24 protein-coding genes are annotated in these 25923 nt (G+C 56.5%); 9 read left to right on the top strand and 15 right to left on the bottom strand.

Features of this window, described 5'->3' with window-relative positions:
• Positions 1-11 precede the first annotated feature (11 nt).
• Entirely contained in the window at positions 12-977 is a 966-nt protein-coding gene (locus INT32_RS15990) for an alpha/beta fold hydrolase (RefSeq protein ID WP_193089715.1), read from the bottom strand.
• 52 nt (positions 978-1029) lie between these two features.
• Positions 1030-2016 carry a tripartite tricarboxylate transporter substrate binding protein gene (locus INT32_RS15985; protein WP_193089714.1) on the bottom strand — a complete coding sequence of 329 codons (987 nt, stop codon included), beginning with the start codon at positions 2014-2016 and terminating at the stop codon, positions 1030-1032.
• Positions 2017-2213: 197 nt separating this feature from the next.
• Between INT32_RS15985 and INT32_RS15980 the strand changes: the two genes are divergently transcribed.
• Entirely contained in the window at positions 2214-3167 is a 954-nt protein-coding gene (locus tag INT32_RS15980) for a LysR family transcriptional regulator (protein ID WP_193089713.1), read from the top strand.
• A gap of 83 nt (positions 3168-3250) precedes the next feature.
• On the opposite strand, the gene INT32_RS15975 is transcribed toward INT32_RS15980, so the two are convergent.
• Entirely contained in the window at positions 3251-4429 is a 1179-nt protein-coding gene (locus INT32_RS15975; RefSeq protein ID WP_193089712.1) for an MFS transporter, read from the bottom strand.
• Positions 4430-4578: 149 nt separating this feature from the next.
• Positions 4579-5487, bottom strand: coding sequence for a LysR family transcriptional regulator (locus INT32_RS15970; protein ID WP_193089711.1), 909 nt, complete (start codon positions 5485-5487; stop codon positions 4579-4581).
• 266 nt (positions 5488-5753) lie between these two features.
• Between INT32_RS15970 and INT32_RS15965 the strand changes: the two genes are divergently transcribed.
• The 5 genes from INT32_RS15965 to INT32_RS15945 all read left to right on the top strand — a co-directional run bounded on the left by INT32_RS15965 (position 5754) and on the right by INT32_RS15945 (position 10983).
• Positions 5754-6992: a GDSL-type esterase/lipase family protein gene (locus INT32_RS15965; protein WP_193089710.1), complete on the top strand. Its 1239-nt coding sequence runs from the start codon at positions 5754-5756 to the stop codon at positions 6990-6992.
• A gap of 210 nt (positions 6993-7202) precedes the next feature.
• Positions 7203-8648, top strand: a complete 1446-nt coding sequence (locus tag INT32_RS15960) for a cytochrome ubiquinol oxidase subunit I (protein ID WP_193089709.1) — start codon at positions 7203-7205, stop codon at positions 8646-8648.
• Complete coding sequence (cydB, locus tag INT32_RS15955; RefSeq protein ID WP_193089708.1) at positions 8638-9645, top strand: cytochrome d ubiquinol oxidase subunit II; 1008 nt, start codon at positions 8638-8640, stop codon at positions 9643-9645. The genes INT32_RS15960 and cydB overlap by 11 nt, the downstream gene beginning before the upstream one ends.
• Positions 9646-9738: 93 nt before the next feature.
• The gene (locus INT32_RS15950; protein ID WP_193089707.1) at positions 9739-9897 is read left to right on the top strand and encodes a DUF2474 family protein; all 159 of its coding nucleotides are present in this window, start codon (positions 9739-9741) and stop codon (positions 9895-9897) included.
• 93 nt (positions 9898-9990) lie between these two features.
• Positions 9991-10983 carry an adenosine deaminase gene (locus INT32_RS15945; protein ID WP_193089706.1) on the top strand — a complete coding sequence of 331 codons (993 nt, stop codon included), beginning with the start codon at positions 9991-9993 and terminating at the stop codon, positions 10981-10983.
• Between the two features lie 62 nt (positions 10984-11045).
• Here the strand turns inward: INT32_RS15945 and INT32_RS15940 are convergent, their stop codons facing one another.
• From INT32_RS15940 to INT32_RS15910, 7 genes are all read right to left on the bottom strand, one after another.
• Complete coding sequence (locus tag INT32_RS15940; RefSeq protein WP_193089705.1) at positions 11046-12152, bottom strand: PHB depolymerase family esterase; 1107 nt, start codon at positions 12150-12152, stop codon at positions 11046-11048.
• Positions 12153-12372: 220 nt separating this feature from the next.
• The gene (locus tag INT32_RS15935; protein WP_226817143.1) at positions 12373-14277 is read right to left on the bottom strand and encodes a chorismate-binding protein; all 1905 of its coding nucleotides are present in this window, start codon (positions 14275-14277) and stop codon (positions 12373-12375) included.
• A complete protein-coding gene (locus INT32_RS15930; protein ID WP_193089703.1) occupies positions 14247-16220 on the bottom strand; it encodes an iron ABC transporter permease in 1974 nt (657 codons plus the stop codon). Before INT32_RS15930 ends, INT32_RS15935 begins: the two co-directional genes overlap by 31 nt.
• Positions 16217-17212 (bottom strand): iron-siderophore ABC transporter substrate-binding protein, encoded by a 996-nt coding sequence (locus tag INT32_RS15925; RefSeq protein WP_193089702.1) that lies wholly within the window; start codon positions 17210-17212, stop codon positions 16217-16219. The genes INT32_RS15930 and INT32_RS15925 overlap by 4 nt, the downstream gene beginning before the upstream one ends.
• Before the next feature lie 8 nt (positions 17213-17220).
• The gene (locus tag INT32_RS15920; RefSeq protein WP_193089701.1) at positions 17221-17988 is read right to left on the bottom strand and encodes an ABC transporter ATP-binding protein; all 768 of its coding nucleotides are present in this window, start codon (positions 17986-17988) and stop codon (positions 17221-17223) included.
• A gap of 250 nt (positions 17989-18238) precedes the next feature.
• Positions 18239-19261 (bottom strand): amino acid ABC transporter substrate-binding protein, encoded by a 1023-nt coding sequence (locus INT32_RS15915; RefSeq protein WP_193089700.1) that lies wholly within the window; start codon positions 19259-19261, stop codon positions 18239-18241.
• Positions 19262-19452: 191 nt separating this feature from the next.
• Positions 19453-20103, bottom strand: coding sequence for a VTT domain-containing protein (locus INT32_RS15910; protein WP_193089699.1), 651 nt, complete (start codon positions 20101-20103; stop codon positions 19453-19455).
• Positions 20104-20276: 173 nt separating this feature from the next.
• Here INT32_RS15910 and INT32_RS15905 point away from each other — a divergent pair, with 173 nt between their 5' ends.
• From INT32_RS15905 to INT32_RS15895, 3 genes are all read left to right on the top strand, one after another.
• Complete coding sequence (locus tag INT32_RS15905; RefSeq protein ID WP_193089698.1) at positions 20277-20855, top strand: DJ-1/PfpI family protein; 579 nt, start codon at positions 20277-20279, stop codon at positions 20853-20855.
• A 121-nt stretch (positions 20856-20976) separates the two neighbouring features.
• The gene (locus INT32_RS15900; protein ID WP_193089697.1) at positions 20977-21666 is read left to right on the top strand and encodes a glutathione S-transferase family protein; all 690 of its coding nucleotides are present in this window, start codon (positions 20977-20979) and stop codon (positions 21664-21666) included.
• Positions 21667-21800: 134 nt separating this feature from the next.
• Positions 21801-22361: a copper chaperone PCu(A)C gene (locus INT32_RS15895; protein ID WP_193089696.1), complete on the top strand. Its 561-nt coding sequence runs from the start codon at positions 21801-21803 to the stop codon at positions 22359-22361.
• On the opposite strand, the gene INT32_RS15890 is transcribed toward INT32_RS15895, so the two are convergent.
• From INT32_RS15890 to pal, 4 genes are all read right to left on the bottom strand, one after another.
• Complete coding sequence (locus tag INT32_RS15890) at positions 22355-23743, bottom strand: chloride channel protein (RefSeq protein ID WP_193089775.1); 1389 nt, start codon at positions 23741-23743, stop codon at positions 22355-22357. The genes INT32_RS15895 and INT32_RS15890 overlap by 7 nt on opposite strands.
• Before the next feature lie 4 nt (positions 23744-23747).
• Complete coding sequence (locus tag INT32_RS15885; RefSeq protein WP_193089695.1) at positions 23748-24587, bottom strand: alpha/beta fold hydrolase; 840 nt, start codon at positions 24585-24587, stop codon at positions 23748-23750.
• A 66-nt stretch (positions 24588-24653) separates the two neighbouring features.
• Positions 24654-25334 (bottom strand): tol-pal system protein YbgF, encoded by a 681-nt coding sequence (gene ybgF, locus INT32_RS15880; protein ID WP_193089694.1) that lies wholly within the window; start codon positions 25332-25334, stop codon positions 24654-24656.
• Between the two features lie 76 nt (positions 25335-25410).
• Positions 25411-25893 (bottom strand): peptidoglycan-associated lipoprotein Pal, encoded by a 483-nt coding sequence (gene pal / locus INT32_RS15875; RefSeq protein ID WP_014751723.1) that lies wholly within the window; start codon positions 25891-25893, stop codon positions 25411-25413.
• Between the last annotated feature and the right edge of the window lie 30 nt (positions 25894-25923).

Below are 25923 nucleotides of genomic sequence, written 5' to 3'. Positions count from 1 at the left end.
ATCGGGCGGTTTTATTTGCTTATCCGCCTGCCCAGCCACCCGTTGATAAGTTGTGCGATGTCCTGATTGTTGTTATCCATCATCATGACATGTGAATTGCCCCTGATGCCGATCTCAGGCAACGATAGCACCGTCGTGCCGGGGACGGCACCGCAAAACGTCAGGATTTTTTCCCTGAGCAGTTGCCATCTGCTGTCGGTATCCATGTTGTCGCCAAGCACCATCAGCGTGGGCGTTCGGTAGTCTGCGCGGCTGATATCGGGTATGCCGGCCGGCTCGATGGCCACCAGTGTCCGGACCCGTTCCGGATGCCTTGCGGCAAGTTGCAAGGCAAGCGGCCCGGCCTGGGAATGGCACACAATGCTGGCGGCCCCTAGTTGGCGCATTAGTGCTTCAAAGGCAGACAGGATGGCTTGGTCGGTATGGGTCCAGCGCGGGACCATCTGTTTTGCAAACTGGTCAAAGGCGTGTAGCGGGAAGCGTGTATTCGGGTAAGCCGTTCGTCTTGTCGGGTCGCGATCATAACTGTCAGCCCGATCTCCGATACGGAACCTGCTGTAGATATCATTGACGGTCTGGCAGACTGGCTTTTCAGGCCAGATTTGCGGCCAGGGGGCAAATCCCGACCGGCCTCGTTCCACCGCATCACATACATAAACATCCCAACCATGGCGAATGAAATAATTGACCCAGCCTTCGCGCCCATCCGGCGTGGCTTCCCACGCCGCGCCGGTCATGCCGCCGCCATGCCAGAATACAAGCGGACCCTTGCCGTTGGGCTTTTCAGCAAGAAAGTACTGCACGTACATTTGTTCAATCGAATACGTGCCGTTCAGATTGATTCTGACCGGTTCCCCACCGGCGCTCATCACACGTTCATATTCTGGTTGATCGTGCAGTTGCACGGTGCGCCCGCCAATATGAAACGAACCCATATCTCTGAGGCCGATTGCGGGTTTGTGCGTTTCTTCGCTCATGTAGCTCTCTTTGTCATGCTCTCCGGCACCGTGCGTTGGAGTGGCGGCAGGCCTACTTGGCCGTGATATTGTTTTCTTTGATCAGCGTGGCAATCTTGCTGGTTTCAGATGTGATGAAGTCGGCAAGCGCCTGCGAGGTTCCGCCGGCAATATCGACACCAAGGTCCGTGAATTTCTTCTGGATTTCGGGATCTTTGAATGCGGCATTGAAGGCGGCATTCAGCTTGCTTATGTTCTCCGGTGGCGTGCCGGCAGGCGCCAGCAGGCCAAACCAGGGCGTAATCAGCATATTTGGGTACCCCGCCTGGGCAAACGTAGGCACGTCGGGGATAGCAGCAGAGCGTTCCTCGCTGGCCACGGCAAGCGCATTCAGGCGGCCGGCCTTGATGCTTGCCAGCGAGGCGGGCAGGTTGTCGAAGTACATGTCGACCTGGCCGCCCAACAGATCGCCGGCTACCTGGCCCGCTCCCTTATAGGGGATGTGAGCGATCTGGATACCGGCTTCGCGCTTGAGCATTTCAATACCAATATGGGCAGAGCCGCCAATGCCTGATGATGCCGCATTGATTTTGCCGGGGTGCGCCTTGGCATAGCTTACGAAATCCTGCACGGTTTTTGCAGGTATGTTTTTCGGATTGGTCACCAGCACGCTGGGAACAGTGCCAACCATAACGACGGGCGCAAATTGCGTTTCAATATTATAAGGCGCCGGTTTGTACAGGGAAGGTGCAACCGCACAGCCATAGGCGCACATCACAAGTGTGTATCCGTCGTTTTTTGACCGGGCCGCTGCCTGTATACCTATGGACCCGCCGGCTCCCGCTTTGTTTTCTATGACAATGGGCTGTTCAAGCTGTGCCGACGCTTTCTCGCCCATGATGCGGGCAAGAATATCCGGCGTACCTCCCGCAGGGAAGGGCACGACGATGGTAATGGTGCGCGCCGGAAATGATTCAGCCTGGGCCTGGTTGACGGCAAGCGCCGAGGCAACAAGCATAGCTGCAATTGTGAGGGCATTTTTCCCTGTGATGTGTCTCATGTCTGGTTCCTTTGTGATCGTTCAAATTGAACAGCAGATGCCCCTGTTGCGGGGCTCGGGGCACGAACGGGGCCGGGACGGCCTTGTCAGGCTGATGTGTCAGGCAGTGTTCGAGGCTTATTGTCGGAACTCATTCTAACAACCCGGGTATTATTTATATAATGATTTATTATCATGATTTGCATATCAAAAATGCTATGGATAATTACCCATCACATCTGAAAAACCCGTTCCCGGCTTTGCGTCGCCTCAATTTGAGTCTTTTACTCACATTCGACTCGCTGATGCAGACACTGAGCGTGACCGAGTCGGCGATGCGGCTTCACAAAAGCCAGCCCGCAATCAGTCGCGAATTGGCCCGCTTGCGCGTGCTGCTGGATGATCCGCTGTTCGTGGTGGTAAAAAAAAGGCTGGTGCCCACGGAGCGCGCAATCGATCTGTATCGTGCGTCACATCAGGCCCTGACCGTACTGGAAATCGCGGCAGGCAGCGGGCAGCCGTTTAGTCCGGCGGCGCTTAGCGGCGTGATCAGTATTGGCGCTGCCGCCCATATTGAGTTGCTGCTGGCTGCGCCATTGACCATTGCCCTGCAGAAGGCAGCGCCGGGTCTCACTGTTCGTTTTCAGCCCGTACACGGCGATTTTGTGCCGGAGGATCTGGATTCAGACAGCATGGATCTGGCTATCGGACTGTTTCAGACGCCGGGCGCCCGGTTTCGACACAAAACGCTGTTTGAGGATGAACGGGTTTGCGTGGTTTCGTCAGCCCACCCACTGGCCCGGCGTGACCAACTGACTTTGGCGGATCTTGCACAAGTCAAATGGCTGGCGTTCTCTCATATGTACGGCAGACAGACAAACTTTACCCGGGCGCTCAATGATATTGACTGTGATATGCCCTTTACCGCATATGTGTCAAACTTCGGGCTGGCCCCGCATTTTCTTCTGGAAACAGACTATGCGACTACCATGCCAAAGCGCATCGCCCGCAAGTACCAGCAATATTACGATCTGACGCAAATTCGCCTGCCAGAGGTGCTCAGGCAGGCGAATATGGTGATGGTATGGAGCGAGAAGAACGAGTATTCGCAATTGAGCCGGTGGCTGCGCGAAACAACGGATCACATCATTGCAGGGCTGCCCGACACTTAAAAAAGCAAGAGGATGCAGCTTGTCTGCGGCCGCAAGGCTTATCGGTCGCCGCCGGTTGGCCGCCGCGCACCGGCCGAGACTGTTCAGCTGGCGCAGGCAATCGGCATGACCGGCGCTCTTTCCCTGCGTATGGCGATCACTGCAATCAGCAGACTGGCGATTGGCATCAATGCCGCCACATAGGGAATCCATGGCAGGCCGCCATTCTGAGCAATAACCATGCCGCCGGCCCAGGCGCCCAGCGCATTGCCCAGGTTGAAGGCGGCAATGTTCAGGCTGGAAACCAGGCTCTGGTCGGCATTGGTAATTTTACCAAGTACCCACATTTGCAATGGCGCAACGGTGCTGAAAGCAGCCACCCCAAACAGTCCAACTGCAATTACGGCAGGAATCTGATACTGGAAGGCCCATGGCATGAGCAGGAGTACCGCAGACAGGGCAAGCAGGCTTACGATCACGGTCGTTTTGAGGTACTTGTCAGCAAGTCTGCCTCCCAGCAGATTGCCGATGACCAGCCCGATTCCAAACACAATCAGAATAGGCGAGAGCGCGGTTTTATCAAAGCCACTGATTTGCGTGAGCAACGGGGCGATATAGGTGAACACGGCAAACACACCGGCAAACCCGAACACGGTTGTCATCAAGCCCGCGATCACGCTGCCATTGGCCAGGCTGCGTACGCTGGCGCGCCAGTTGTGATCGGAACCCTGCGCCCGGGTGCTCGCCGGAACATAATGACGAATGACAAAGAACGATAGAATGCCAATGAGCGTTACGGCCCAGAACGTGGCGCGCCATCCGTACATCTGGCCCAGGAACGTGCCAAACGGCACGCCCAGAATGTTGGCGGCAGTCAGCCCGGTGAACATCACTGCGATCGCCGAGGCCTGTTTATCCCTGGCTACCAGTCGGGTTGCGACGACCGAGCCGACACCAAAAAACGTCCCATGAGCAAAGGAAGTGAGCACGCGGGCGAACAACAGGAACCAGTAATTGGGTGCGAGGGCACAGGCAGCGTTACCCAGAATAAAAATCACCATCAGAACCAACAATGTGGTTTTGTGGGGCAGTCGTCCCGTGGCAATGGTAAAGATGGGCGCGCCCACCACAACACCAAGCGCGTAGCCTGATATCAACGTGCCGGCTGTCTGGACAGGGATCATCAGGTCGTTGCCTACTTCAAGCAACAAGCCCATGATCACGAATTCGGTTACGCCGATTCCAAAAGCGCCGGCCATTAATGCATAAACAGCAATAGGCATGATAAATCCCGATAGGTAGATGAAAGCAGGCTTATTATTGCCTGCCCGAACCTGGGGAAACAGCCTGTCTACGGCAAATGATTTGTGCGCAAAATTCACGAATTGCCGGTTTGGCTGTGGCAGCGCGCACGGCAGCGATGTTGCTGCGCCTAGCGCAGAACCGTGTGCTCGGTCAGAAAGTCCAGAAAAACCGCGACCCGGCGTGGCATCAGGTCGCGTTTACCCATGAAGACCGCGTAGAACGACTCCGACTCCTGGCTGTTGTACTTATCCAGCACCTGGACCAGCTCGCCACTTTGCAACTCCTTGTCCACGATGAACCGGGTCAGGCGTGCCAGCCCCGCCCCTTGCATTGCCAGATGCTTGAGCGACATTCCGTTGTTGACCTTGATCTGCGCATCGATGCTGACCTGCAGCGCCTGGCCGTCTTTTTCCATACGCCATCCGCGAAACGAACGCGACAGGTTCAAATCGAGCTTGTGATATCGCGTCAGGTCTTCAGGTTGCTGCGGCATGCCATGCTTTTGCAGATAGGCCGGAGCAGCAACGATGACGCGGGGCGATTGCCCCAGTTTGCGTGCGTAAAGATCGGAATTGCTCAACTGGCCGGCGCGAATGGCGACATCTACGCGCGCGTCGTACATATCTACTACGTCGTCCGTCAGGTCAATATTCAGCGTGATGTCTGGAAATTGCGTTTGAAATAAAGGAACCAGCGGCAACAGGATCAGTTCGCCAAAAGGCACGTTGGTGTTGATGCGCAGCGGGCCCGAGGGCAGGGTATCCAGCGTCATGCCCGCTTCGATGTCATCCAGCTCCGAGAGCAGGCATTTGCTGCGGTGAAAAAAAGATTCGCCTGCAGGCGTAAGCGACAGCTTGCGCGTGGAACGGTTCAGCAGCGTCACCCGCAGGCGCGCTTCCAGCCTGGCAACAGCCTTGGATACTGCCGAAGGGCTCATGCAGAAGTGGCGGGCGGCCAGGGAGAAGTTGCCCGCCTCGATGGTGGCCACAAACAGTTCCATTTCGACAAGCTTGTTGCCCTTGGGTGCAGATGACATATGAATATTGTTCACAAATGTTGTGATTGCTGGTGTCTGGATTGTAAAGCATGCACGCCGCATACTGCATGCAAGCAAGAAATCACGGTTGTCACAGCGATAGCCGGCAGATAGCACGGCTTTCGGGATGCCTCAATGCCGTTGCTCGAGTTGCGGTCTGGCGCACCGCATGTATGCCGAAATTGTGCAACGGGCCTTTGCCGTTGCCATGCACTGCCTATTGCGCTCTACCCATTGCATTCACCGTTTATACACAGGAGACTTCATTGAAATCAACACGCTATATACTGCTGACGGGCTTTTTGAGCCTGATTGCCTTTACCGCGCAGGCCCGGCAATGGGTGGCAAGCTGGCAGGCGAGCCCGCAGGCGGTGTGGGCACAGGACTTTGCTTTTCCTACCGGCATCCCGCAAGCGATACAGGATGCCACATTCACCCAGAATGTGATGATCAGCCGTGGTGGCAAGCGCCTGCGTCTGGTGATCTCCAATCGCTACGGCACGGCGCCGCTGGTAGTGGAGCAGACGACGGTCAGTCGCAAGACGGGGAACGCCGGATTGACCGATGCTCCGAAAACGGCCACTTTCAGCGGCAGGGCCGTTGTGACCATTGCTCCCGGCCAGCAGGTTATATCTGATCCGCTGGATATGCCGGTCGCGGATCTGCAGCAACTGCAAATCGCCCATTATGTGAAAGCGAAAACGGCATTGGAGACTTTTCATTGGGATGGTCGCCAGCAGGCAATGTTTCGCAAGGGAAACCAGACGCAAAGCCCGATGTCGGTTGCAGATCAAGTTCTGCACCGCACGCAGGCCCGGGTTTTTCTGACCCGCATCGACACTGAAAGTGAATCGCCGGCCTGTGCCGTGGCTGTGCTGGGCGACTCCATCACTGATGGCAACGGTGTGCCGATAGACTCCAACACACGCGTGACAGACTATATGGCCGACACGCTGCGTTCTGCAGGGATTGGTGTGATCAATGCCGGCATTTCGGGCGCGCGCCTGCTCGGCGATAAAATGGGTGAGCATGCAATGGCGCGTATTTCACACGACGTTTTTGATGCGCCGGGTGTGACGACGCTGGTGCTTTTTATCGGAATCAATGATATCAGCTGGCCCGGGACCGCTTTTGCACCGACCCAGTCGATGCCCGCATTAAGTTCACTGCAGGCGGGATATCGCAAGCTGGCGGCGTTCGCCAAAAGCAGAGGTCTGCGCGTCATTGGCGTCACGCTGGCTCCGTTTCGTGGTGCGCTGGCTGGAACGCCGCTGGACAATTACTACGATGACCGCAAGAACCATCTGCGCCTGGCGGTCAACGCATGGATACGTGATGCCGGGGTTTTTGATGCGGTGGTCGATGCCGACAGGCTGCTGCAGGACCGGCACGACGCCACAAAACTGGATGCGCGCTACGACTCGGGCGACCATCTGCATCCGGGGCCGGCGGGCAATGCGGTGCTGGCTCAGGCGATTGCGGGGCAGATTAGTTCTTGCCAATGAGGCACATGTGTATAGTTCGGCTGCGCCGCCGCTTCAGGCATTTGTCATATTTATCGCCGGGCCTGTCCTGTTCGTGCGCAAAGCAAAGTACAATAATGCATCTGTAATATGATGCAGTACAAATGTGGGCTCGCTGGTTACTGGCGGAACTTTCCATGACAGCAGATGTCCATACCGTGCGCGTATGTTTCAATCCTCCAGGAGCAGCAAATGGAGCTGGACACTCTGACTCTGGCCCGAATACAGTTCGGGTTCACGATCTCATTTCATATTATTTTCCCTGCCATTACGATCGGGCTGGCCAGTTATATGGCCGTGCTCGAAGGCTTATGGCTCAAGACAGCCAATACCGTCTATCGGGACCTGTACCACTTCTGGTTGCGCGTGTTTGCGATCAACTTCGGCATGGGCGTGGTGTCCGGCCTGGTGATGGCTTACCAGTTCGGTACCAACTGGAGTTACTTTTCCGACTTTGCCGGCGGCGTGACCGGACCGTTGCTTACCTACGAAGTATTGACCGCATTCTTTCTTGAAGCGGGTTTTCTGGGTGTGATGATGTTTGGCTGGCATAGGGTGGGACCAAGGCTGCATTGGTGTTCCACCATTCTTGTCGCGATCGGAACCCTCATTTCCGCCACTTGGATTCTGGCCTCCAACAGCTGGATGCAGACCCCGCAGGGGTACGAAATCATCGACAGCCGCGTGGTGCCTGTCGACTGGTTTGCCGTCATATTCAACCCCTCTTTCCCCTATCGCCTGATTCACATGGTCATTGCGGCGTTTCTTGCGACTGCATTGATCGTGGGAGCGGTTGCTGCCTGGCACATGTTGCGTCGGAATGCGCAGCCCGCAGTCAAGAAGATGTATTCCATGGCGATGTGGATGTTGCTTGTTGTTGCCCCGATTCAAATCCTGGTTGGCGATTTGCACGGTCTGAATACACTCGAACACCAGCCGGCCAAACTGGCCGCAATGGAAGGGCATTGGGAAAACGGGCCGGATGGCGAGGGTGTGCCATTGGTGCTGTTTGGCTGGCCCGATATGGAGCGGGAAGAGACGCGCTTCAAAGTGGAAGTGCCGCGTCTGGGTAGCCTGATCCTGACGCACAGCCTGGACGGCACAATTCCGGCTCTCAAGGAATTTGCGCCCGAAGACAGACCCAACTCAACCATCGTGTTCTGGACATTCAGGATTATGGTGGGGCTTGGTATGCTAATGCTGCTGCTGGGCGTATGGGCATTGTATGCACGCTGGAAGGACAGGCTATACGACAGCCCGATACTGCATCGTTTCTCGGTTTATATGGGATTGAGCGGTCTGGTCGCCATTCTGGCTGGCTGGTACACCACTGAAATAGGACGCCAGCCGTGGGTTGTCTATAACGTCATGCGTACGGCCGATGCCGTTACGCCGCACAGTCCGCTGGAACTGGGCATTACGCTGATTCTGTTTATCGTGGTGTACTTCGTGCTGTTCGGTGCGGGGATTGTCTATATGCTTCACATTATGGCTCAGGGACCGCAACCCACTCCTCATCTGGAAATCGATGGTGGAGGACCGGGAGAGGGTCGTACACCGGCAAGGCCGCTGTCGGCGGCGACCGATACCGATGAAGAGTCGCGCACACCAACACCGGGAGACCGTCATGGGAATTGATATTTCGCTCTTGTGGGCTGTGATCATCCTTTTCGGAATCATGATGTATGTGATTATGGACGGCTTCGATCTGGGCATCGGGATTTTGTTTCCGCTCATGCCCCGCCGTGAAGACCGTGATGTGATGATGAATACAGTCGCCCCGGTGTGGGATGGCAACGAGACCTGGCTGGTGTTGGGTGGCGCCGGCTTGATGGCCGCCTTCCCGCTGGCTTATGCCGTGATTCTGAGTGCGTTTGCCATGCCGCTGATCCTGATGCTGCTCGCGCTGATTTTCCGAGGGGTGGCGTTTGAGTTTCGCTTTCGGGCCAGCGACGCGCGTCGCCGCTGGTGGGATGCCGCTTTTATTGGTGGCTCTGTGCTGGCCACTTTTTTCCAGGGCGTGACCCTGGGGGCTTATATAGATGGCATCACGGTCGTTAATCGCGCCTATGTCGGCGGGGCGTTGGACTGGCTCACACCGTTTTCCGTGTTTACCGGCATTGGCTTGATTATTGCCTATGCGTTGCTGGGCTGCACCTGGCTTGTCCTTAAGACCGACGGGCCGTTGCAGCAACGGATGATTGAACTGGCCAGGCCGCTCACCCTGGTGTTGCTGGTTATCATTGGTATTCTGAGTATCTGGACGCCGATGAGCAATTCGCTTATTTACGAGCGCTGGTTTACCTTGCCCAATTTGTTCTGGTTTGCACCGGTCCCCATTTTGGTGGTCCTGGTAGGCTGGGGCTTGATACGCAGCCTGAATCACAACCCGCATGCCGAACCGTTTATTTATACGCTGTGCATGGTGTTTCTGGGTTACAGCGGTCTGGGTATCAGTGTCTGGCCCAATATCATTCCACCCGACATATCCATCTGGGATGCGGCCGGTCCTCCGGAAAGCCAGGGTTTTGCGCTGGTCGGCGCGCTCTTCATTATTCCGTTCATTCTCATGTACACCTCCTGGGCCTATTATGTGTTCCGTGGCAAAGTGACGGCAGATGCCGGATATCACTAGAGGCGTGACCAGCGGGCAGACGCGTACCGGCCTGCTTGCGCCTGTCGCGATACTCGCAGCGACAGGCGCATATTACAGTTGGAATCGGGCGATATGACACAGCAGGAAACCAAACGCACTTGCACCACTACCCCAGGCAAACGTAGCCGCTGGTTATGGTTCGCCGGTTTGTGGCTGGCCGGAACCGCGGCATTGCTGTTGGCAGCCTACCTGCTGCGCGGCATTATGTCTGCCGTGGGCATGACCTCCTGAAAGAGTGGGCGCGGCTCGCTCGCGCTACAATAGCGCATTAACACAAGCGCAATGTGGCGCGCTGTTGCCATCCGAACCCAATCAGACATCCCCATGAACGCCGAACGTTTAGAGTTTATCCGCAAGCTGCCCAAGGCTGAATTGCATTTGCATATTGAAGGAACACTGGAGCCCGAATTGATTTTCCGGCTTGCGCAGCGCAACGGCGTGACCTTGCCGTACCCATCCATTCAGGCACTGCGCGATGCGTACCATTTCACCGATCTGCAATCTTTTCTGGACCTTTACTACGCCGGTGCTGCCGTGCTGATTACCGAGGCCGATTTTTATGAGATGACCATGGCATATCTTGAGCGGATCGCGCAGGAGGGCGTGGTTCATACAGAAATCATGTTCGATCCGCAGACACATACCGTGCGTGGTGTGCCAATTGCAACGGTGTTTGCCGGTATTGCGCGTGCATTGCGCGAGGGCCAGGATACCTGGGGCATTACCTCTTGCCTCATCATGAGTTTTCTACGGCATCTGCCCGAGCAAGCGGCATTCGATACGCTGGAGCAGGCTTTGCCTTTGCGCGAACAATACAGCGATCTATGGCTGGGAATTGGCCTGGATTCAGGCGAACAGGGCAATCCACCGGAAAAATTTGAACGCGTGTACGCGCGTTGCCGTCAATTGGGCTTTTATCTGGTGGCGCATGCGGGCGAAGAAGGGCCGGCCGCTTATGTGAGCAATGCGCTGGACAGGTTGAATGTGATTCGCATTGACCACGGTGTGCGCAGCGAAGAAGATCCGGTCTTGTTGCAAACGCTGGCCGCCAGGAAAGTGCCGCTCACCGTCTGTCCGTTGTCGAACCTGAAACTCAAAGTGGTCAGCGATATGCGCGAGCATAATCTGAAGCGCTTGTTGGATCAGGGTCTTTGTGTGACGATCAACTCGGATGATCCCGCCTATTTTGGTGGCTATCTGCTGGATAACTATGTTGCAGTTGCCGAAGCGCTCGGGTTGAGCGACGAGGAACTGGTCACACTTGCCAACAACAGCATGCAGGCTCGTTTTCCGGTATTCCTGGCGCAGGCTTCCTGATTGTCTGCCGGCCCGTCGTGCAGCCAGGCCGCGGTGATCGGGGCCAGCCAGCAGATCTGCTGCTAGGATGCTTTGTCGCTGCGTTGATGCATCCGGAAAAATTGCATGATCAGGCTTGAGGCATTCGGACCATCCGAAGTGTTGAAATCGAGCCGACTGTCGCCGCCACTCCATGCATGACCCACTTTTCTGAACTGGCATAAACGAACAATGCTCTTGCGGGCACGTTTGAAATCAAACTGGGTGTATTCGCGCGAGGTTTGTTCACCAACTGGCTTTTCGATAGGCTGCGCCTCGTCATCAAAACCATTGAGCCAGGCAAACTGACGCGCCAGCTGTTCGCCATTGTTGGCCGATACGACTCGATCGAGTTGGCCTTGCAGAATCAATGCAGGCAGGTAGTCCTCGCTGGCAGCCAGGGTTTCACCGGCAGCCTTAAGCGCCGTCAGCGGATCATTCAAGGTACCGCGCCGCATGGTCTGCAATCCGCTGGACAAGCTGCTTGCATTGCCCATGACAGGCCCGGAATGCAAGGCCACTGCAGCAAACAGCTGAGGATGGCGCAAGGCCAGCAGGCTGCCCATGCCGGCGCCGGCCGACATGCCCGCCAGATAAATCCGTGTCTTGTCCAGTTTGTGACGCTGTATCAGGTTGCGCACCAGCGCGGCAATCGCATCGGCCTCGGCATAGCCATGTTGCTGGTCGGGCAGATACCAACGCCAGCAGCGCAGGGTCTGGCGCTGGCGTGATTGCTGTGGATACACAACGACCATGCCCGATTTGGCTGCATGCTGGTTCATCCGCGTTCCCTGCGCGAACTCAGTGGCGGTCTGTTTACAGCCATGGAGCATGACCAGCATGGCGCTGCCTTTCATTTGATGTGATGGCGGCACGTACAGGAAATAACTTAGCCGCTGAAAAAACAAAGAGACTGTCGCAGGCACCTTGAATAGTCGCTCTGTCCAGGAACCATGACGAAACGGCGGCGGGACGGGTTTCTTTGCCGGGCGCAACACGGCGGCAGGCGACGGGGGAAACAGCGGGTTGTGGTTGAAGGCGGAAGCGGCCAGCTTCATGTTCGAGCGCGTGGCCCTGATCAGCGCGTTACTCTGTTGGCGTGCAATTTTGCGGGCGGTTTTCAGAAAAATGGAGCTCATGCTGCGAGCCATAATGTGGTATCCCCACGGTAAAGTAGCATAAACCGGTATTCACCTGGCGAGGATCGCACAGGTGGCGGTTCTTGCATGAATACTAAGATGTCTGTATGAAGATATCACGTAAATTGGCAATTGTTGTACTTTCCTGCCCCGGCAGCTATTGCAGTACATGTCTGCAGCGTGGCTGCTCAACCATGTACAGATCGAACAGAAGGGGTCTCTTACAGCGATTTCAGGCTGATTTGAGCCGGACGGGAATGCACCCGCGCAGGGCATTGGTCAGCACAATGGCATCGGCCGCTTGCAGCATGGCCAGGCTGATGCGTCCCTCGGTGACATGATCGGTCTGCAGATACTGCGCAGGGCTGGCCAGCACCTGCGCACGCATGACACCGGGCAAAATATCCAGGGTCAGGACCGGTGTCAGCCATGCACCACGATAGTGAATAAATACCGAAGTGCGTGCGCCTTCGAGCAGATCATTATCATGATTGAAATACAGAACGTCGAAATCGCCTGAAACCGTTGCCTGTTTCAAATCATCGTCATAATGTTTGCGCCATGTCGTTTTAAAGCGACGCAAGGGGTCATATCTTGGTAACTGGCGTGGCGCGATGCTCACCGAGGGCAGGCTGGATTCGCACGCAGGGACAGGGGTGTCCAGGGGAAACGCAGTCATCTGGCAGGTTCCGTCCTGGGCCAGCACGGCGCGCACACGCAGTGTGGCGTTCGACGGCTGCGCGACTATGAATTGCTGCAACTGCCGTGTCAAGGCAGCATGATCGGCGGCAAAGCCCAGGCTTTTGGCAGAGGCAAGCAGGCGTTCAATGTGCCTGCCCAGCAATGCACAATGGCTTTGCTCGACCAACATGGTTTCAAATAGTGCGAATTCGGCAGGGATGGCATGCAGAAAACGAGACTTCCAGTGGATTTCTTCATACTCCGATTGCGCCGTGCTGTCGTAGACAATGCCGCCGCCGACACCCATCACGCCAGTACAGGCAAGGCCCTGGCTGTGTGCCGGCTGCAGGGTCAGGGTGCGGATGGCAACATTGAAACAGCCTGTGGCGCCCATTGTATTGCCAGACGGTTGCAGATAGCCGATGCTCCCGGTGTACAGGTCACGCGGCGCAATTTCACTGCCTGAGATATAGTGCATACTCATTTTTTTCGGAGCGCCGGTAATAGAGCCGCAGGGAAACAAGGCGCCGATCACCTGCGCCATGGTGATGCCGGGCCGGACCTGACAGTCAATGGGCGTGGTCATTTGCAGCACCTGGCCAAAGCGTGTCACTTTGAACAGCTCTTGCACCTGTACACCTTTGGGTTGCGCAAGAATAGATAAATCATTGCGCAACAAGTCCACGATCATCAGGTTCTCGGCCCGGTTCTTGCTGTCATTGCGCAGCAGGCTGGCCAGCGCCTTGGGATCATCTGTCGGCTGACAGGCCAGGGTTCCCTTCATGGGCTCGGCGCCGATCACGCCCTGCTCATCAATGCGGATGAACAGCTCGGGAGACAGGCATACTGTCCAGGGGGTCATGGGTTGATGCGGCAGCCAGGCCAGCACGCCGTATGGCACGGGTTGCTTTGCACGCAGTGCGCGGTACAGCGCCAGCGGCGAACCATAGGTCTCGAAATATTGTCGCGCGGTGTAATTGATTTGATAGAAATCACCGCGCGCAATGGCCCGGTGCAATCGGTCAAACTGCTGCCGGTAACTGTCAAACGCCGGCTGCAATTGCAGATTGCATAGCCCCGCAGGCTGCCGACTCGGATCATGCGCGTGCGCCTGCTGGGTCAGCCAGTTCTCAATCTGCTCACCCGATAGCGTTGTGGCTTGTGAAAACCAGTGGATGTGCATGGCTGCGCCTGCGCCTGCGCGTTGTGCTGCCTCGGCCATGCCGAATTCATAGGGAATGAAGATTGCCGGATGCAGTGCCTGTGCCCAGCCGCGCGCCAGCGCGGCATCCAGGTCTGCCAGTTGTGCGGCAGCGATGGTGTCCGCGCGTACAAACGCCTCCAGCAGCGTGGCCTGCTGGGTGACGGCGTCATCAAATAGAACGAAAGGAGGCAATGTGTCCATGGCAGGCAATGATACCGGAATTACGCCTTCTGCCTTCGGGTAAATTGCCATAGAAAATAGACGGCGCCGATGAAAGTGGCGATCAAGCCGGTGGGAACTTCATAGGGGAACATAATGTGCCTGCCGAGCAGGTCGGCGCACAGCATGATAACAATGGCAATTGTCGAGGAGGCCAGCATTTGCGTGCGCAATCCATGAAAGCCCATGGAGCGGGCCAGATGCGGTGCAATCAGCCCCACAAAGCTGGTCGGGCCGATGGTAATGGATGCCAGCGTGGTCAGCGCTGCTATCAGCAGAAACAGCAAGGTGCGGGTGAGCATGGGACGCTGGCCGGTGGCGCGGGCAATGGGGTCGCCCAGACGCAGCAGGCTCAAGGGGCGTCGTGTCATGCAGGCCAGTATGACCAGCAATGCAACAATGGCAAAGCGCATCGGTAGATCATTTTGCAGCAGGCTCATGTACGTATCACCGGATATCCATATCAACAGCTGTTGGACTTGTTGCATGCCGCTGGCAAGGGTCAGAGTCAGCAGCGAACTAAATAGCTGCGTGAGCGCCATGCCGGTGAGCAGGATTTTTTCGGGCTGAAACTGGTTGCGCGCATTGATTAGCATGACAAAGAGCAGGCTGGCAAAAGCGCCGCCAATGCCGCAGACCAGATACAGAACCGGCGAGGGCGCGGGCACCAGCATCATCAGCCCGATCAGGCCCAGTCCGGTCCCGGACGTGACTCCCAGAAATTCGGGCGAAGCCATGCTATTGTTGGTCATGTTCTGAATCAGTGTGCCGGCGCAGGCGATGGCGACACCAAACAGAATCGCAGTTTGCGTGCGACTTTCGGTGAACAGCGCAATAGTCGGATCAATCTGGGCGACCAGCGTCCAGTTGCCAGCGACATCGTGCGTGATATGCGGCAGGAACACAAAACATCCAATGGCAAGTGCAATCAACAGGAGCATGCGCTTGCGCAGCAGCGATGTGGGATGGCGCAAGCCCGCATGCAGCGGAGCCACCTCCTGGCGCGTATGGCTGCGCTGTTTCATGAGCAGAAACAGCAGCACCGGTACGCCCAGCAGTGCGGTCACGGTTCCCGTCATGACGCTGTTGGGCCAGCGGTATGTCGCCAGTTGCAGGGCCGAATCGGTAATGGACAGCAATAAGGCGCCAAACAGCATTGCATATCCCCATTGCTTGCGTATATCGGTCACACCCAGAGAGCGGGCGATTACCGGCGCGGCCAGGCCGACGAAAGCAATGACGCCGACGCTGCTTACCACGATTGCAATCAGAAACGAGACAAGCGCAAAGCCGGTGACGCGCACCAGACGGACATTGACGCCAACGCTTTTGGCAAGCGTACCTTGCAGCGAAAAGGCGCGCAGCGAGGGCAGCAGAAACCAGGACAGTGGCAGGCACAACAGGGTTTGCCAACCGGTGCGCAGCGTCGGCAGCCAGGAGTCTTGACTGAGTGAACCGGCACCCCAGATGATGAGCCCATAGAGCCTGTCCGGGTTAAGGATCAGATACATATTGCTTAGCGTGGTCAGCAGCAGCGTGAGCATCAACCCGATCAGAATCAGGGTATTGCCGGCAGTGCCGGTTCGCCGGATAATGAGCACGATGATCACGCTGCTGACCACGCTGCCTGCCATGGCCAGCAGCGTGGAGTCGAACAATTGCGCCTGCGGAAAGTACATCATGCCCAACAACAGCGCGAACTGGGCGCCGCTGCTGATGGCCAGTGTATCGGGGGCGGCCAGGGTGTTCTGCGTGACCTGCTGCAGGATAAAGCCTCCCAGGCCCAGGCAGATGCCGCAAAGCAGCGCCATGGCAATTCTGGGCAGGATGCCATGCCAGAATACCAGTTGCTGTATCGGCGCCTCTGACCACGCGTTGCTACCCGGCGCGGCGAGCATGATAACTGCAGCCATCAGGGCAATGGCGATTGCGCTGCTGACAAGTGCGAGTGTTCTTGCAGAAAGTGTGTATCTCATTTGTTATATCCGGGGAAACGGAAAGCCGCGTTCGAGCCGGCATTGGCGTCCTGCGCAAGCAGACCGTCCCGGACTGTCTGCGCAAAGCGCAGCACGGTACTTAAGCCGCCCAGTGTCCAGATGGGCTCGGCAAGAATGACGCGGTTTTTGCGCACTGCCGGCAATGCCTGCCAGATCATATTTTCCTGCAGCTTCCCGGGCAAGTCGGCCGGGTAGGGCTTGATGATAAAGATCGTGGTGTCCTCGGGCAAAGCGGCCAGGTCGGTCAGGTCTGCGCTTTGAAAGCCCCACTGGTTCACTGCTGCTGTCCAGGCATTGCTGATGCCGATTTTTTCCAGTGCGGTGGAAAAAAGGCTGGGCTTGCCATACACCCGGACATTGCGTGCATCTATGAACTGAATGACCGCCACCGGCTGGCCACGGTGTTGCAAAAGCTGGTGGCTGATCCCATCAAGCTCGTCATCTACCTGGGTTATGTAGTGGGCAGCCTTGTCGGGATGACCTGTGATGTCTCCGATCTGGGTTGCCAGCTCGCTCAGGTTTTCATAAATGTCCTGACCCGGCGTGTAGACGTCCAGCAGTGTCGTGGGGCCGATTCGCTCCAGCAGACCTTTGACGAAGGCATAGTCTTGCGAGGCCAGAATCAGCTCGGGCGCTAGCCGGATCATTCTGTCAGGATTGGGCTGCGCCCGCATGCCCAGATCCAGTGTGCTCGCCGGCATGGCCGGCGAACGACTCCAGACCTCATAGCTGTTTTTTTCAGCGATTGCCGCGGGAAAAATACCCATGGCGGCCATTGTTTCTGCAATGGTCCAGTCCAGTACGGCAATGCGTTGTGGCGCCGCTTTTGGGCTCTCGGGCTGCGCAGACGCAAGTTGCGTTGCCGTCTTGGGTGGGTTCGTCTGGCTTTCTGCCGGGGCAGCCGCTGCGGCATTTGCCATCAGGCAGGCGCAGATGAGCATGCAGCGGTGAAACACAATGGGCATGATCATGCTCGGGCTCAATTGAAGGCCAGTTGCACGCCAGGATGCACGGGATGGCCAATCAGTTGCAGGTCGACATCGTAGATATGCCGCAGCTTTTGCTGATCGAGCAGGGCAGCGGGCGGCTCGGCGTAGATAAGCCTGCCCTCACGCAGGGCCAGCAGGCGGTCGCAATAACGGGTGGCCAGGTTGATATCGTGGATGACCGCGATCACGCACTGGTTTTCCTGATTGGCCAGCCGTTGCAGCAATTGCATCACTTCAAGCTGGTGCTTAAGATCCAGTGCCGCCAGCGGTTCGTCCAGCAGGATATAGGGCGTATTCTGGGCAAGCAGCATGGCAATCCATACACGCTGGCGCTCGCCGCCCGACAGGGAATCGAGCAGCGCCGGCATGAAGGACTCGGTATCGGTCAGCGCGATGGCCCGCGCAACTGCCGATTCGTTCTCGGGGTTGCTGTTGCGCCAGATACTATTCCACGAATAGCGTCCCAGTTCGACCAGTTCGCGGGCGCTCATATCGGGGATGACCGGCGTATATTGCGGCAAATAGGCCAGCTTGCGCGCGTACTGGCGATTGGACAGCGTATCCACACGGGCATTGTCCAGCTGGATAGCGCCCTGTGAGGGGGGGTGTTCACGCGCCAGCAGCTTGAGCAGTGTGGACTTGCCTGAGCCATTGTGGCCGATCAGGCCGTAAAACTTGCCCCGTTCAAATTGGGTCGTGAGCGGATGCAGCAGGGTTTTGGAAGAGGTTTGAAAACCAGCGTTTTCAATCTGGATCATCGCGTATCCGGCAAGAGTAGATCAGAGCTGTGATTGTAAATGATTCTCAATATCCAATCGGGTGTTTTTCTGATATTTGGCGTTATTACCCCGGGTCGGTCGGTGCGGCTGTCCAAGCCATCGTCCTGCGGATAAGGCGTTGATGCCGGCCTGGTGTGGGTGCCATGGGTTGTGCGGCGGCCCAGGTTGTGACAAGGCCCGCGTCTATGGCGGGCCCTTTTGGATAAACTGGCGATTGCCAATGGCGCAATCAGCGAATAGGCAATCCGTATTGCAGGCCGCCATCGGTCCATAAGGCATTCAGGCCGCGCTTGATTTTTAGCGGGCTGCCCTGGCCGACATTGCGTTCAAAGCTCTCGCCGTAGTTGCCCACCTGTTTAATGATGTTGTAGGCCCATTTCTCATCCAGTCCCAGGTTTTTGCCTGCACCTGGCGTGGCGCCCAGCAGGCGCTGGATGTTGGGGTTGGTGCTTTTGAGCTGTTCATCGACATTAGCCGTGGTCACGCCCAGTTCCTCGGCATTGACGGTGGCCTGAAAGACCCATTTGACGATATTGAGCCAGGCATCGTCGCCCTGGCGCACAAAGGGTCCCAGCGGCTCTTTGGAAATGATTTCCGGCAGCACTTCGTAATCGTCGGGCGAGGACAGTTTGGAAATGCGAATGGACGCCAGGCCCGAGGCATCGGTAGAGAATACGTCGCAACGGTTGGTTGCAAAGGCATTGACCACCTCGTTGAACTGATCGAACACGACCGGTTTGTATTCCACTTTGTTGGCGCGGGCCCAGTCTGCCAGCGTATTTTCATTTGAGGTGCCGGTTTGCAGGCAGATCGTTGCGCCATTGAGTTCCTTGGCGCTTTTTACGCCAAGCTTCTTGGACACCAGAAAGCCCTGTCCGTCATAAAAATTGACCCCCGCCGCAATCAGGCCCAGCGCCGTATCGCGCTGTTGCGTGACGGTGGTGTTGCGGGTAAGAACATCGACTTCGCCCGATTGCAAGGCGGTAAAGCGCTGCTGGGAGTTTAGCGGCACGATCTTGAACTTGCTGGCATCGCCAAAAACGGCGGCGGCAATACTTTTGCACAGATCAACGTCCAGGCCCTGCCATTGGCCTTTGGCATCGGGAGCGGAAAAACCGGCAAAGCCAGTGGTGGCGCCACACACGACAGCACCGCGCTGTTTGACGTTATCCAGCGTTGCCGCATGGGTGAGGCCAGGGATGGTTGCAGCGATCGCGAGCGTAGCAAGTGAGGCTTTCAAAAGGGCAGACATAGCAGACTCCAGTTTAGGGTTACAGCACAAAGCAAGAAGATAGACCGGTTTTCAAACATCGGAAAACAACCATTTCTTCGAATCTTATTACGGAATGTAATGAAAGAAAAGGCACCGGCCCGCAACCGGTGATCATCCGGGTTGCAGCACGGTGCCTGCCGCCACGCAACTGCGGCGTCGGCGCTCCATGGCTATTTGCCGGCCTGTTTGTCCTGACGGCTTTCCTTCCACAGCTTGAAGATGTGCCAGGCCATGGGCAGCACGGAAATAATCACGATGCCAAGGGTAAACAGTGACAGGTTTTGTTGTACCCAGGTAATGCGGCCCAGGAAATAACCAGCCAGCACCAGCAGGAATATCCACAGGAACCCGCCTAGCACGTTATAGAACGCAAAATGGCGTCGGTCCATGCCCGAGAGCCCGGCCAGAAAGGGCGCAATGGTGCGCACGATAGGGATAAAGCGTGCCAGGGTAATGGTAGATCCGCCATATTTTTCAAAATAGGCATGGGTTTTATCAATATGACTTTGCTTGACCCAGCCCTTGCGGATCAAGGTTTGTCCCAGGGGTGAACGACCGATGGTGTAGTTGACATAGTCGCCGAGCACGGCGGCGGCAAACAGCATGACCATATACCAGAATGGGGGGATGCCACTGATGCCCATGAAGGCGCCGACCGCAAAGAGCAGGGAATCACCGGGCAGAAACGGCATGACGACCAAACCGGTTTCCAGAAACAGAATGAGGGCAACCAGGCAGATGCCCCAGCTCCAGTGATCGTGCAGCATGGCCATCAGGGCCTGATTGTCGTGGAGCCAGCCAAACAGCGAGGAAAAATTCATAAATAGTGTGCTAAGCAAATGAGGCCGCCGCGCAGTGCTGGCAAGCCAATGAAAAGAGTCAGCTAATAGTAATATGGAATAGAAATTTATACCGTTTGTTCATGAAATTATCATAATTTTTTACATCGAACACGCTATGATGAATGCTCGTTCACACAACCAGGAGTATTGCAATGTCCAGGAAGATTCTGATGCTAGTGGGTGATTATGCCGAAGACTACGAAACCATGGTGCCGTTTCAGTTTCTGTTGGGCGTCGGCTACGAAGTGCATGCTGTCTGCCCCGATAAAAAGGCCGGCGATACAATAGCTACGGCCATCCACGATTTCGAAGGGGACCAGACATACTCGGAAAAGCGAGGCCATAATTTTGCCATCAACCATGATTTTTCCCAGGTGGATACCAGCGATTATGTCGGCCTGGTAATCCCTGGCGGCAGGGCCCCGGAATATCTGCGTAACACGCCGCGCGTGCTGGAAATCGTACGCGAGTTCGATGCTGCGCAAAAACCGATAGCAGCCGTTTGTCACGGCGCCCAGATCCTGGCTGCCGCCGATGTGATCAAAGGTAAAAAGTGTTCTGCATATCCGGCATGTGCCGCAGAAGTGACGCTGGCCGGCGGGCACTATCAGGATATCGCCGTAGACAGCGCCGTGACAGACGGGCATTTGATTACCGCGCCCGCATGGCCTGCGCATCCGGCGTGGATGGCCCAGTTCATCAAGGCGCTGGGCGCGACCATTACGCTCTGATTGGGCGCGTGCAAGCCGCTTGTATACGGCGCCAGCGAGATAGATGTGCCGGCGCCGTGCGTATCGCGCGGGGCGCAGTGGGCTGTGCACCCGCATTGTTCAGTCTGGGAGTCTGATTTTCATGTATACCCTTCATATTGCCAACAAAAACTATTCTTCATGGTCCCTGCGGCCGTGGATTCTGCTGCGCCAGCTTGATATTGCCTTTCGTGAAGAGATGCATCCGTTCCAGGCCGATATTCAGGCGCAGCGAGAAAAATTTCTGGCGTTTTCTCCCAGCGCAAAAGTGCCGGTGCTGCAGGACGGCCAAACGGTTGTCTGGGATAGCCTGGCTATTGCCGAGTACCTGGCCGAGGAACATGCCGGTGTCTGGCCCGGCGATCGTGCGGCGCGAGCCTGGGCGCGCGCTGCCTCCTGCGAAATGCATTCCGGATTTGCCCATTTACGCGAACGCTGCACCATGAACTGCGCGGTGCGCGCCAGGCCGAAAACCGTGACGGCCCAGTTACAGGCAGACATTGAGCGAATCAATACGCTGTTTAACCAAGGCTTGGCTCGCTTTGGCGGACCGTTTCTGGCCGGGGCGGCGTTTACTGCCGTCGATGCCATGTATGCGCCGGTCATGTTCCGAATCCAGACCTATGATTTGCCAATGCAGGGTGCTGCCGTCGATTATGTAGCGCACATGCTGGCCTTGCCGGGTATGCAGCAATGGTATGCGCAGGCGTTGCAGGAACGTGACATCGATGAGGCGCATGAGCAGGATGTTGCGCGCTACAGTGATATCATCGGTGACGAGCGGCAGAAGTGATTGCGACAGGCAATATGGCTTGATTCAGACGATTTGATTTAAATCATGCAGGTTGCAATTAGCGTGGCCGGACCCGAGTCACGGCGTTTCTGTCTGTCGTAATATGGTCGTTTATTTGATTGTTTGGAAGAATGATGAAAAAATTAGTTCTGGCTGGCGTCGTACTGGGCGCAACCACCGCATCTTTGTTTGGCACACCCGCCCTGGCCGATCACGAAGGTGGTAGCCATGGTAGCCATGGCAGTCACCATGGCAACCACGCGATGCACGTTAACTCAGGGCGCGCACCGAGCACCGAAAAGGGTTCTGATCATTTGCGTGTTGAAGATTGCTGGATCCGCCTGCTGCCCAAGGTTGCACCGTCCGGCGGGTTCTTTGTATTGCACAACCAGGGCAAGTCTGAACCGGTTGTGCTCAAAGGTATTCAAACCGATGCTTTCGGTATGAGCATGCTGCACGAGACGACCGAGAAAAACGGCATGTCAGCCATGACGATGGTGCCGGACGTCACCATCGAGCCAGGCCAATCCTTGTCTTTCAAACCTGGCTCCTATCATGCGATGCTGGAAAAGCCCAGGGCAGACCTGAAGGCAGGACAACAGATCACGGTCAATTTCGAGCTGGGTACCGGCAAGAAAATACCGGTTCAGTGTACGCTGAAGTCGCCGTCTGCACGCAGTTTCAGCGATCAGTAACCTGTTCTGGCAGGCGCGGCGGGTTGCCGCGCGTCTTCGCTGAGCGCCAATTGCCGGAAGCGCCCGGCAGAATAATGATAAAACGCCTGCGGACAGATCTGCTTTGATATGACGGTGGCAACCAGGCTGGCAAGCAGCATCCAGAAAAGCATGGCTTGGCTGCCCGACATCTCCATTACGATAACCGAGGCGGTGACGGGCGACTGCGTAGACGCAGCAAGAAAGGCCGCCATGCAAATCAGGACAAATACGCTTTGAGCCTCCTGCATGTTGACAGAATGGGCCAGCTCCACGCCGATGCCAGCGCCGGTCGTCAGGGCCGGTGTAAAAATGCCGCCGGGAATGCCGGCCCAGTATGAGGCCACGGTGGCCAGCAGTTTGGCAATGCTGAAATGCTCTGAATCCTGCGGCAACATCATCAGGGCATTTTTAGCTACATCGTAGCTGGTGCCGAACACGCTGCCTGCAGTCAGATAGCCCAGAAACGCCACGACCAGGCCCATCAGCGCGGCCACCCATAACGGATGATTGTGTACGTGGTGACGCAAGGCTGACGGCACGCATCCGGCCAGCCCCTTGCTTAGCAGGCGTGCAAAAATGCCGCCGGCGACACCGCAAACAGCGGCGCACAGCAATGCCCAGAGGAACATTTTTTCGTGCAGCGGCGACGAATGAAAGGTGCCAAAATAGGGGTTGTCGCCGGTCAGTGCAACGACGATAAAACCCGCTGCCAGTACCCCCAGCAATATCAGCCGTTGCCAGCGCAGGTCCAGCCCTTTGCCGATCTCTTCGATGGCAAAAATGACACCGGAAAGCGGTGCGTTGAATGCGGCGGCCAGTCCACCGGCGGCGCCGGCGGCGATCCACTCTCGTGTATTGAATCCCTTAAGAGGCAGGCCGATTTTCTGGCAGCATTGCCCCCAGGCCAGCATCGCTGCTGCGCCGATCTGTACGGAAGGACCTTCGCGGCCAATGGATGCACCTGCCAACAAGCCCAGGAAGGTGAGAGGTACTTTCCAGATCGCTTGCGCCAGCGAAACCAGACGCAGTTTGCCTGGCGAGTCGCGGTGCAGCGACAGGCTGGCGATGACTTGTGGAATGCCGCTGCCGGCCGAGTAAGGGGCGAAGCGCATGACACACCAGCGCAAAAAGACGAAGGCCAGCGGCATGACCAGCCAGATCAGATAGGGGTAGGCGCGCGTCCATTCGCGATTCTGCTCCAGTGCGTAATCAGCCATCATTGCAAAGCCAATGGAAATCAGCGCGACGAGCGCTGCTCCGCAAAGCATCAGAATCAGCTGTAAAGATTTTTTGGACAGGCGCAAAGCCTGTCTGGTTTTTCGCTGGAGGGAGCGGCGTATTTTGGGCGCAGGAGATTGCATGCGATTATGGGGCAGGCGTTGCTGGAATGAGTTCCTGAAGAATGATCTGGTTGAAGGCATGAGGCAGGGCCAGGTTCAGGCCGTGCGATGCCGGCGTCAACGTATGGCGCGTCACGTGGCGGAACTGTTGTTGTAACGCGTCCAGAATGGCGGGGAAGGGGGCCGGGCTGTCGGAGCCGCCTATCAGTGTCACAGGAATGCCGTATTCGTTGATCCGTGATGGGTTCAGCTCGTATAGCGGCTCGCGGATGATCAGCGGCAGGGTGGTGGCCTGTTCCCGGGTCATCGCCTTAAACCAGGACACCATGCGTTTCCAGGTGCCGGCGCCGCTGACGCCATCGATAAAGATTTCCAGCGCCGCATCCGTGTCACCCCGTTCATGTGCAGCAAGCGCCAGGTCGCGGTAGGGCAGCGCGGGCATGCTATCTTCGGGCAGTACGGAACCCAACCCGGGATCAGCCAGCAGCAGGTGTGTCACGCGGTCAGGGCGTCGGCAAGCCATTTCAACTGCAACGCGTGCGCCGCGGGAGTGGCCCAGGACGGCAAAGTGATTAATGCCCAAATGGTCCATTAGAGCAAACAGATCCGTCGTATGCTGGTCGATGGAAAAATGTGCGCCAGCGTCCGAAAGCATGGGAGATGCCGGCGGATAACCCGGCAGGCTGGGTGCAATGACACGCAGGGCAACAGACAGATCAGGCAGTTGCCAGCGCCAGAAACGAAAATCACATAGCGAGCCATGGACCAGCAACAGACAGGTGGGGGCGTGCCCAACGTCCTGGTAGGCAATGGCGGTATTGGCCAGTGTGAGCGTATGTTGCGGGTATTCGTTTTGCATCGTCATCAAATAAAAAAAGCATCCTGCGACTTCCGGATGCCTTTCGGTAAAAAACGGAATCAGGGCCCCAGCTTAACGGAACAACTCCAGGCGGTTCCGGGCTGTATCGGCAGCAGGGGTATTTGGGTATTCGTTTACTACGCGCTGCAGAGTGGCTTTCGCGCCTGCAATGTTATTCAATTCTACCTGACTGCCGGCAATCACGAGCAATGCATCCCCGGCTTTCTGGTCACGGGGATAGGCCGCCACCATGGCTTGCAGTCCCTGTATGGAACCGTTGAAGTCCTTGTTGGCGTAGCGGCTGCTGCCTTCGTAGAAGCGCGCGCTTGGCGTCAGTGGGCTGTTCGGATATTGCTGGGCGAAGCGGTTCAGCGCTGTGCTGGCTTCCGCGTAATTGCCCTGGCGGAACAAATCAAGGGCGCTGTCATAGCTTTGCTGCTCGTTCGGGTCACCCACTTGTGGTGACGGCGGTACATCTGGATTGTCTGCTTGCTGGTTGGATTGCTGGGCCATGCGAGACTGATGATTGGCAGTTTCAATGCTGCCGCGCAGTTGTGTGATCTGTTGTTGCAGATTGTTGATTTTATTGCTCAGATCGACGTTGTTTTGCTGGGTTTGTCTTAACTGGGAGCGCAGGTCAAGAATGGCACGCCGAGCATCTTCGTCTTCAAACGCATATGCTTGATTGGCACTCAGACTGAGTACAAGGGCAGATGAGGCAATGAGCAGGGAATGTGATTTCTTCAATTTCATATAGACTCCGTTAAAACAGCAACGCCGCAACGGCATAACCGTTTGCGGCGCAGTGAGCTTAACCTACAAAGCAGGATTAACGCTGATAGTTAATGTCTGCGCGACGGTTTTCAGCATAGGCTTCTTCTGTAGAACCTTCTGCTTTTGGACGCTCTTTACCGAAGCTGACCGCTTCGATCTGGTTAGGGCTTACACCTTGTTGTGTCAACTGGTTGGCAACCGCTACAGAGCGACGCTGACCCAGTGCCAAGTTGTATTCGGCGCTGCCGCGTGCATCGGTGTTACCTTCGATGCGAACACGCTGGTTAGCGTTAGCTGCCAGGTATTGTGCGTGCATTTGAACAACGGGCTGGTATTGTTGCTCAACAACGTAGCTGTCGTAAGCAAAATAAACAGAGCGTTGCTGTGCCAGTGGGCTGTTAGGGTTGAATGGATCCATAACGGCGTTGGAAGTGCCTGTTCCAGCTCCAGCAGTGCCGTCTACAGGAGTAGAGCTACACGCTGCCAGTGTGGCAGCCAAACTAGCAATGGCAAGTGTTTTTGCAATGCGAGAACCCATGGTAATTTCCTTTATCAAAGTCAAAAATAA

The organism is Advenella sp. FME57 (genome assembly GCF_014897675.1).
Taxonomy (GTDB): domain Bacteria; phylum Pseudomonadota; class Gammaproteobacteria; order Burkholderiales; family Burkholderiaceae_B; genus Advenella.
Note: the sequence above shows the minus strand (reverse complement) of the source record. Positions and strands in the feature narration are given on the sequence as shown.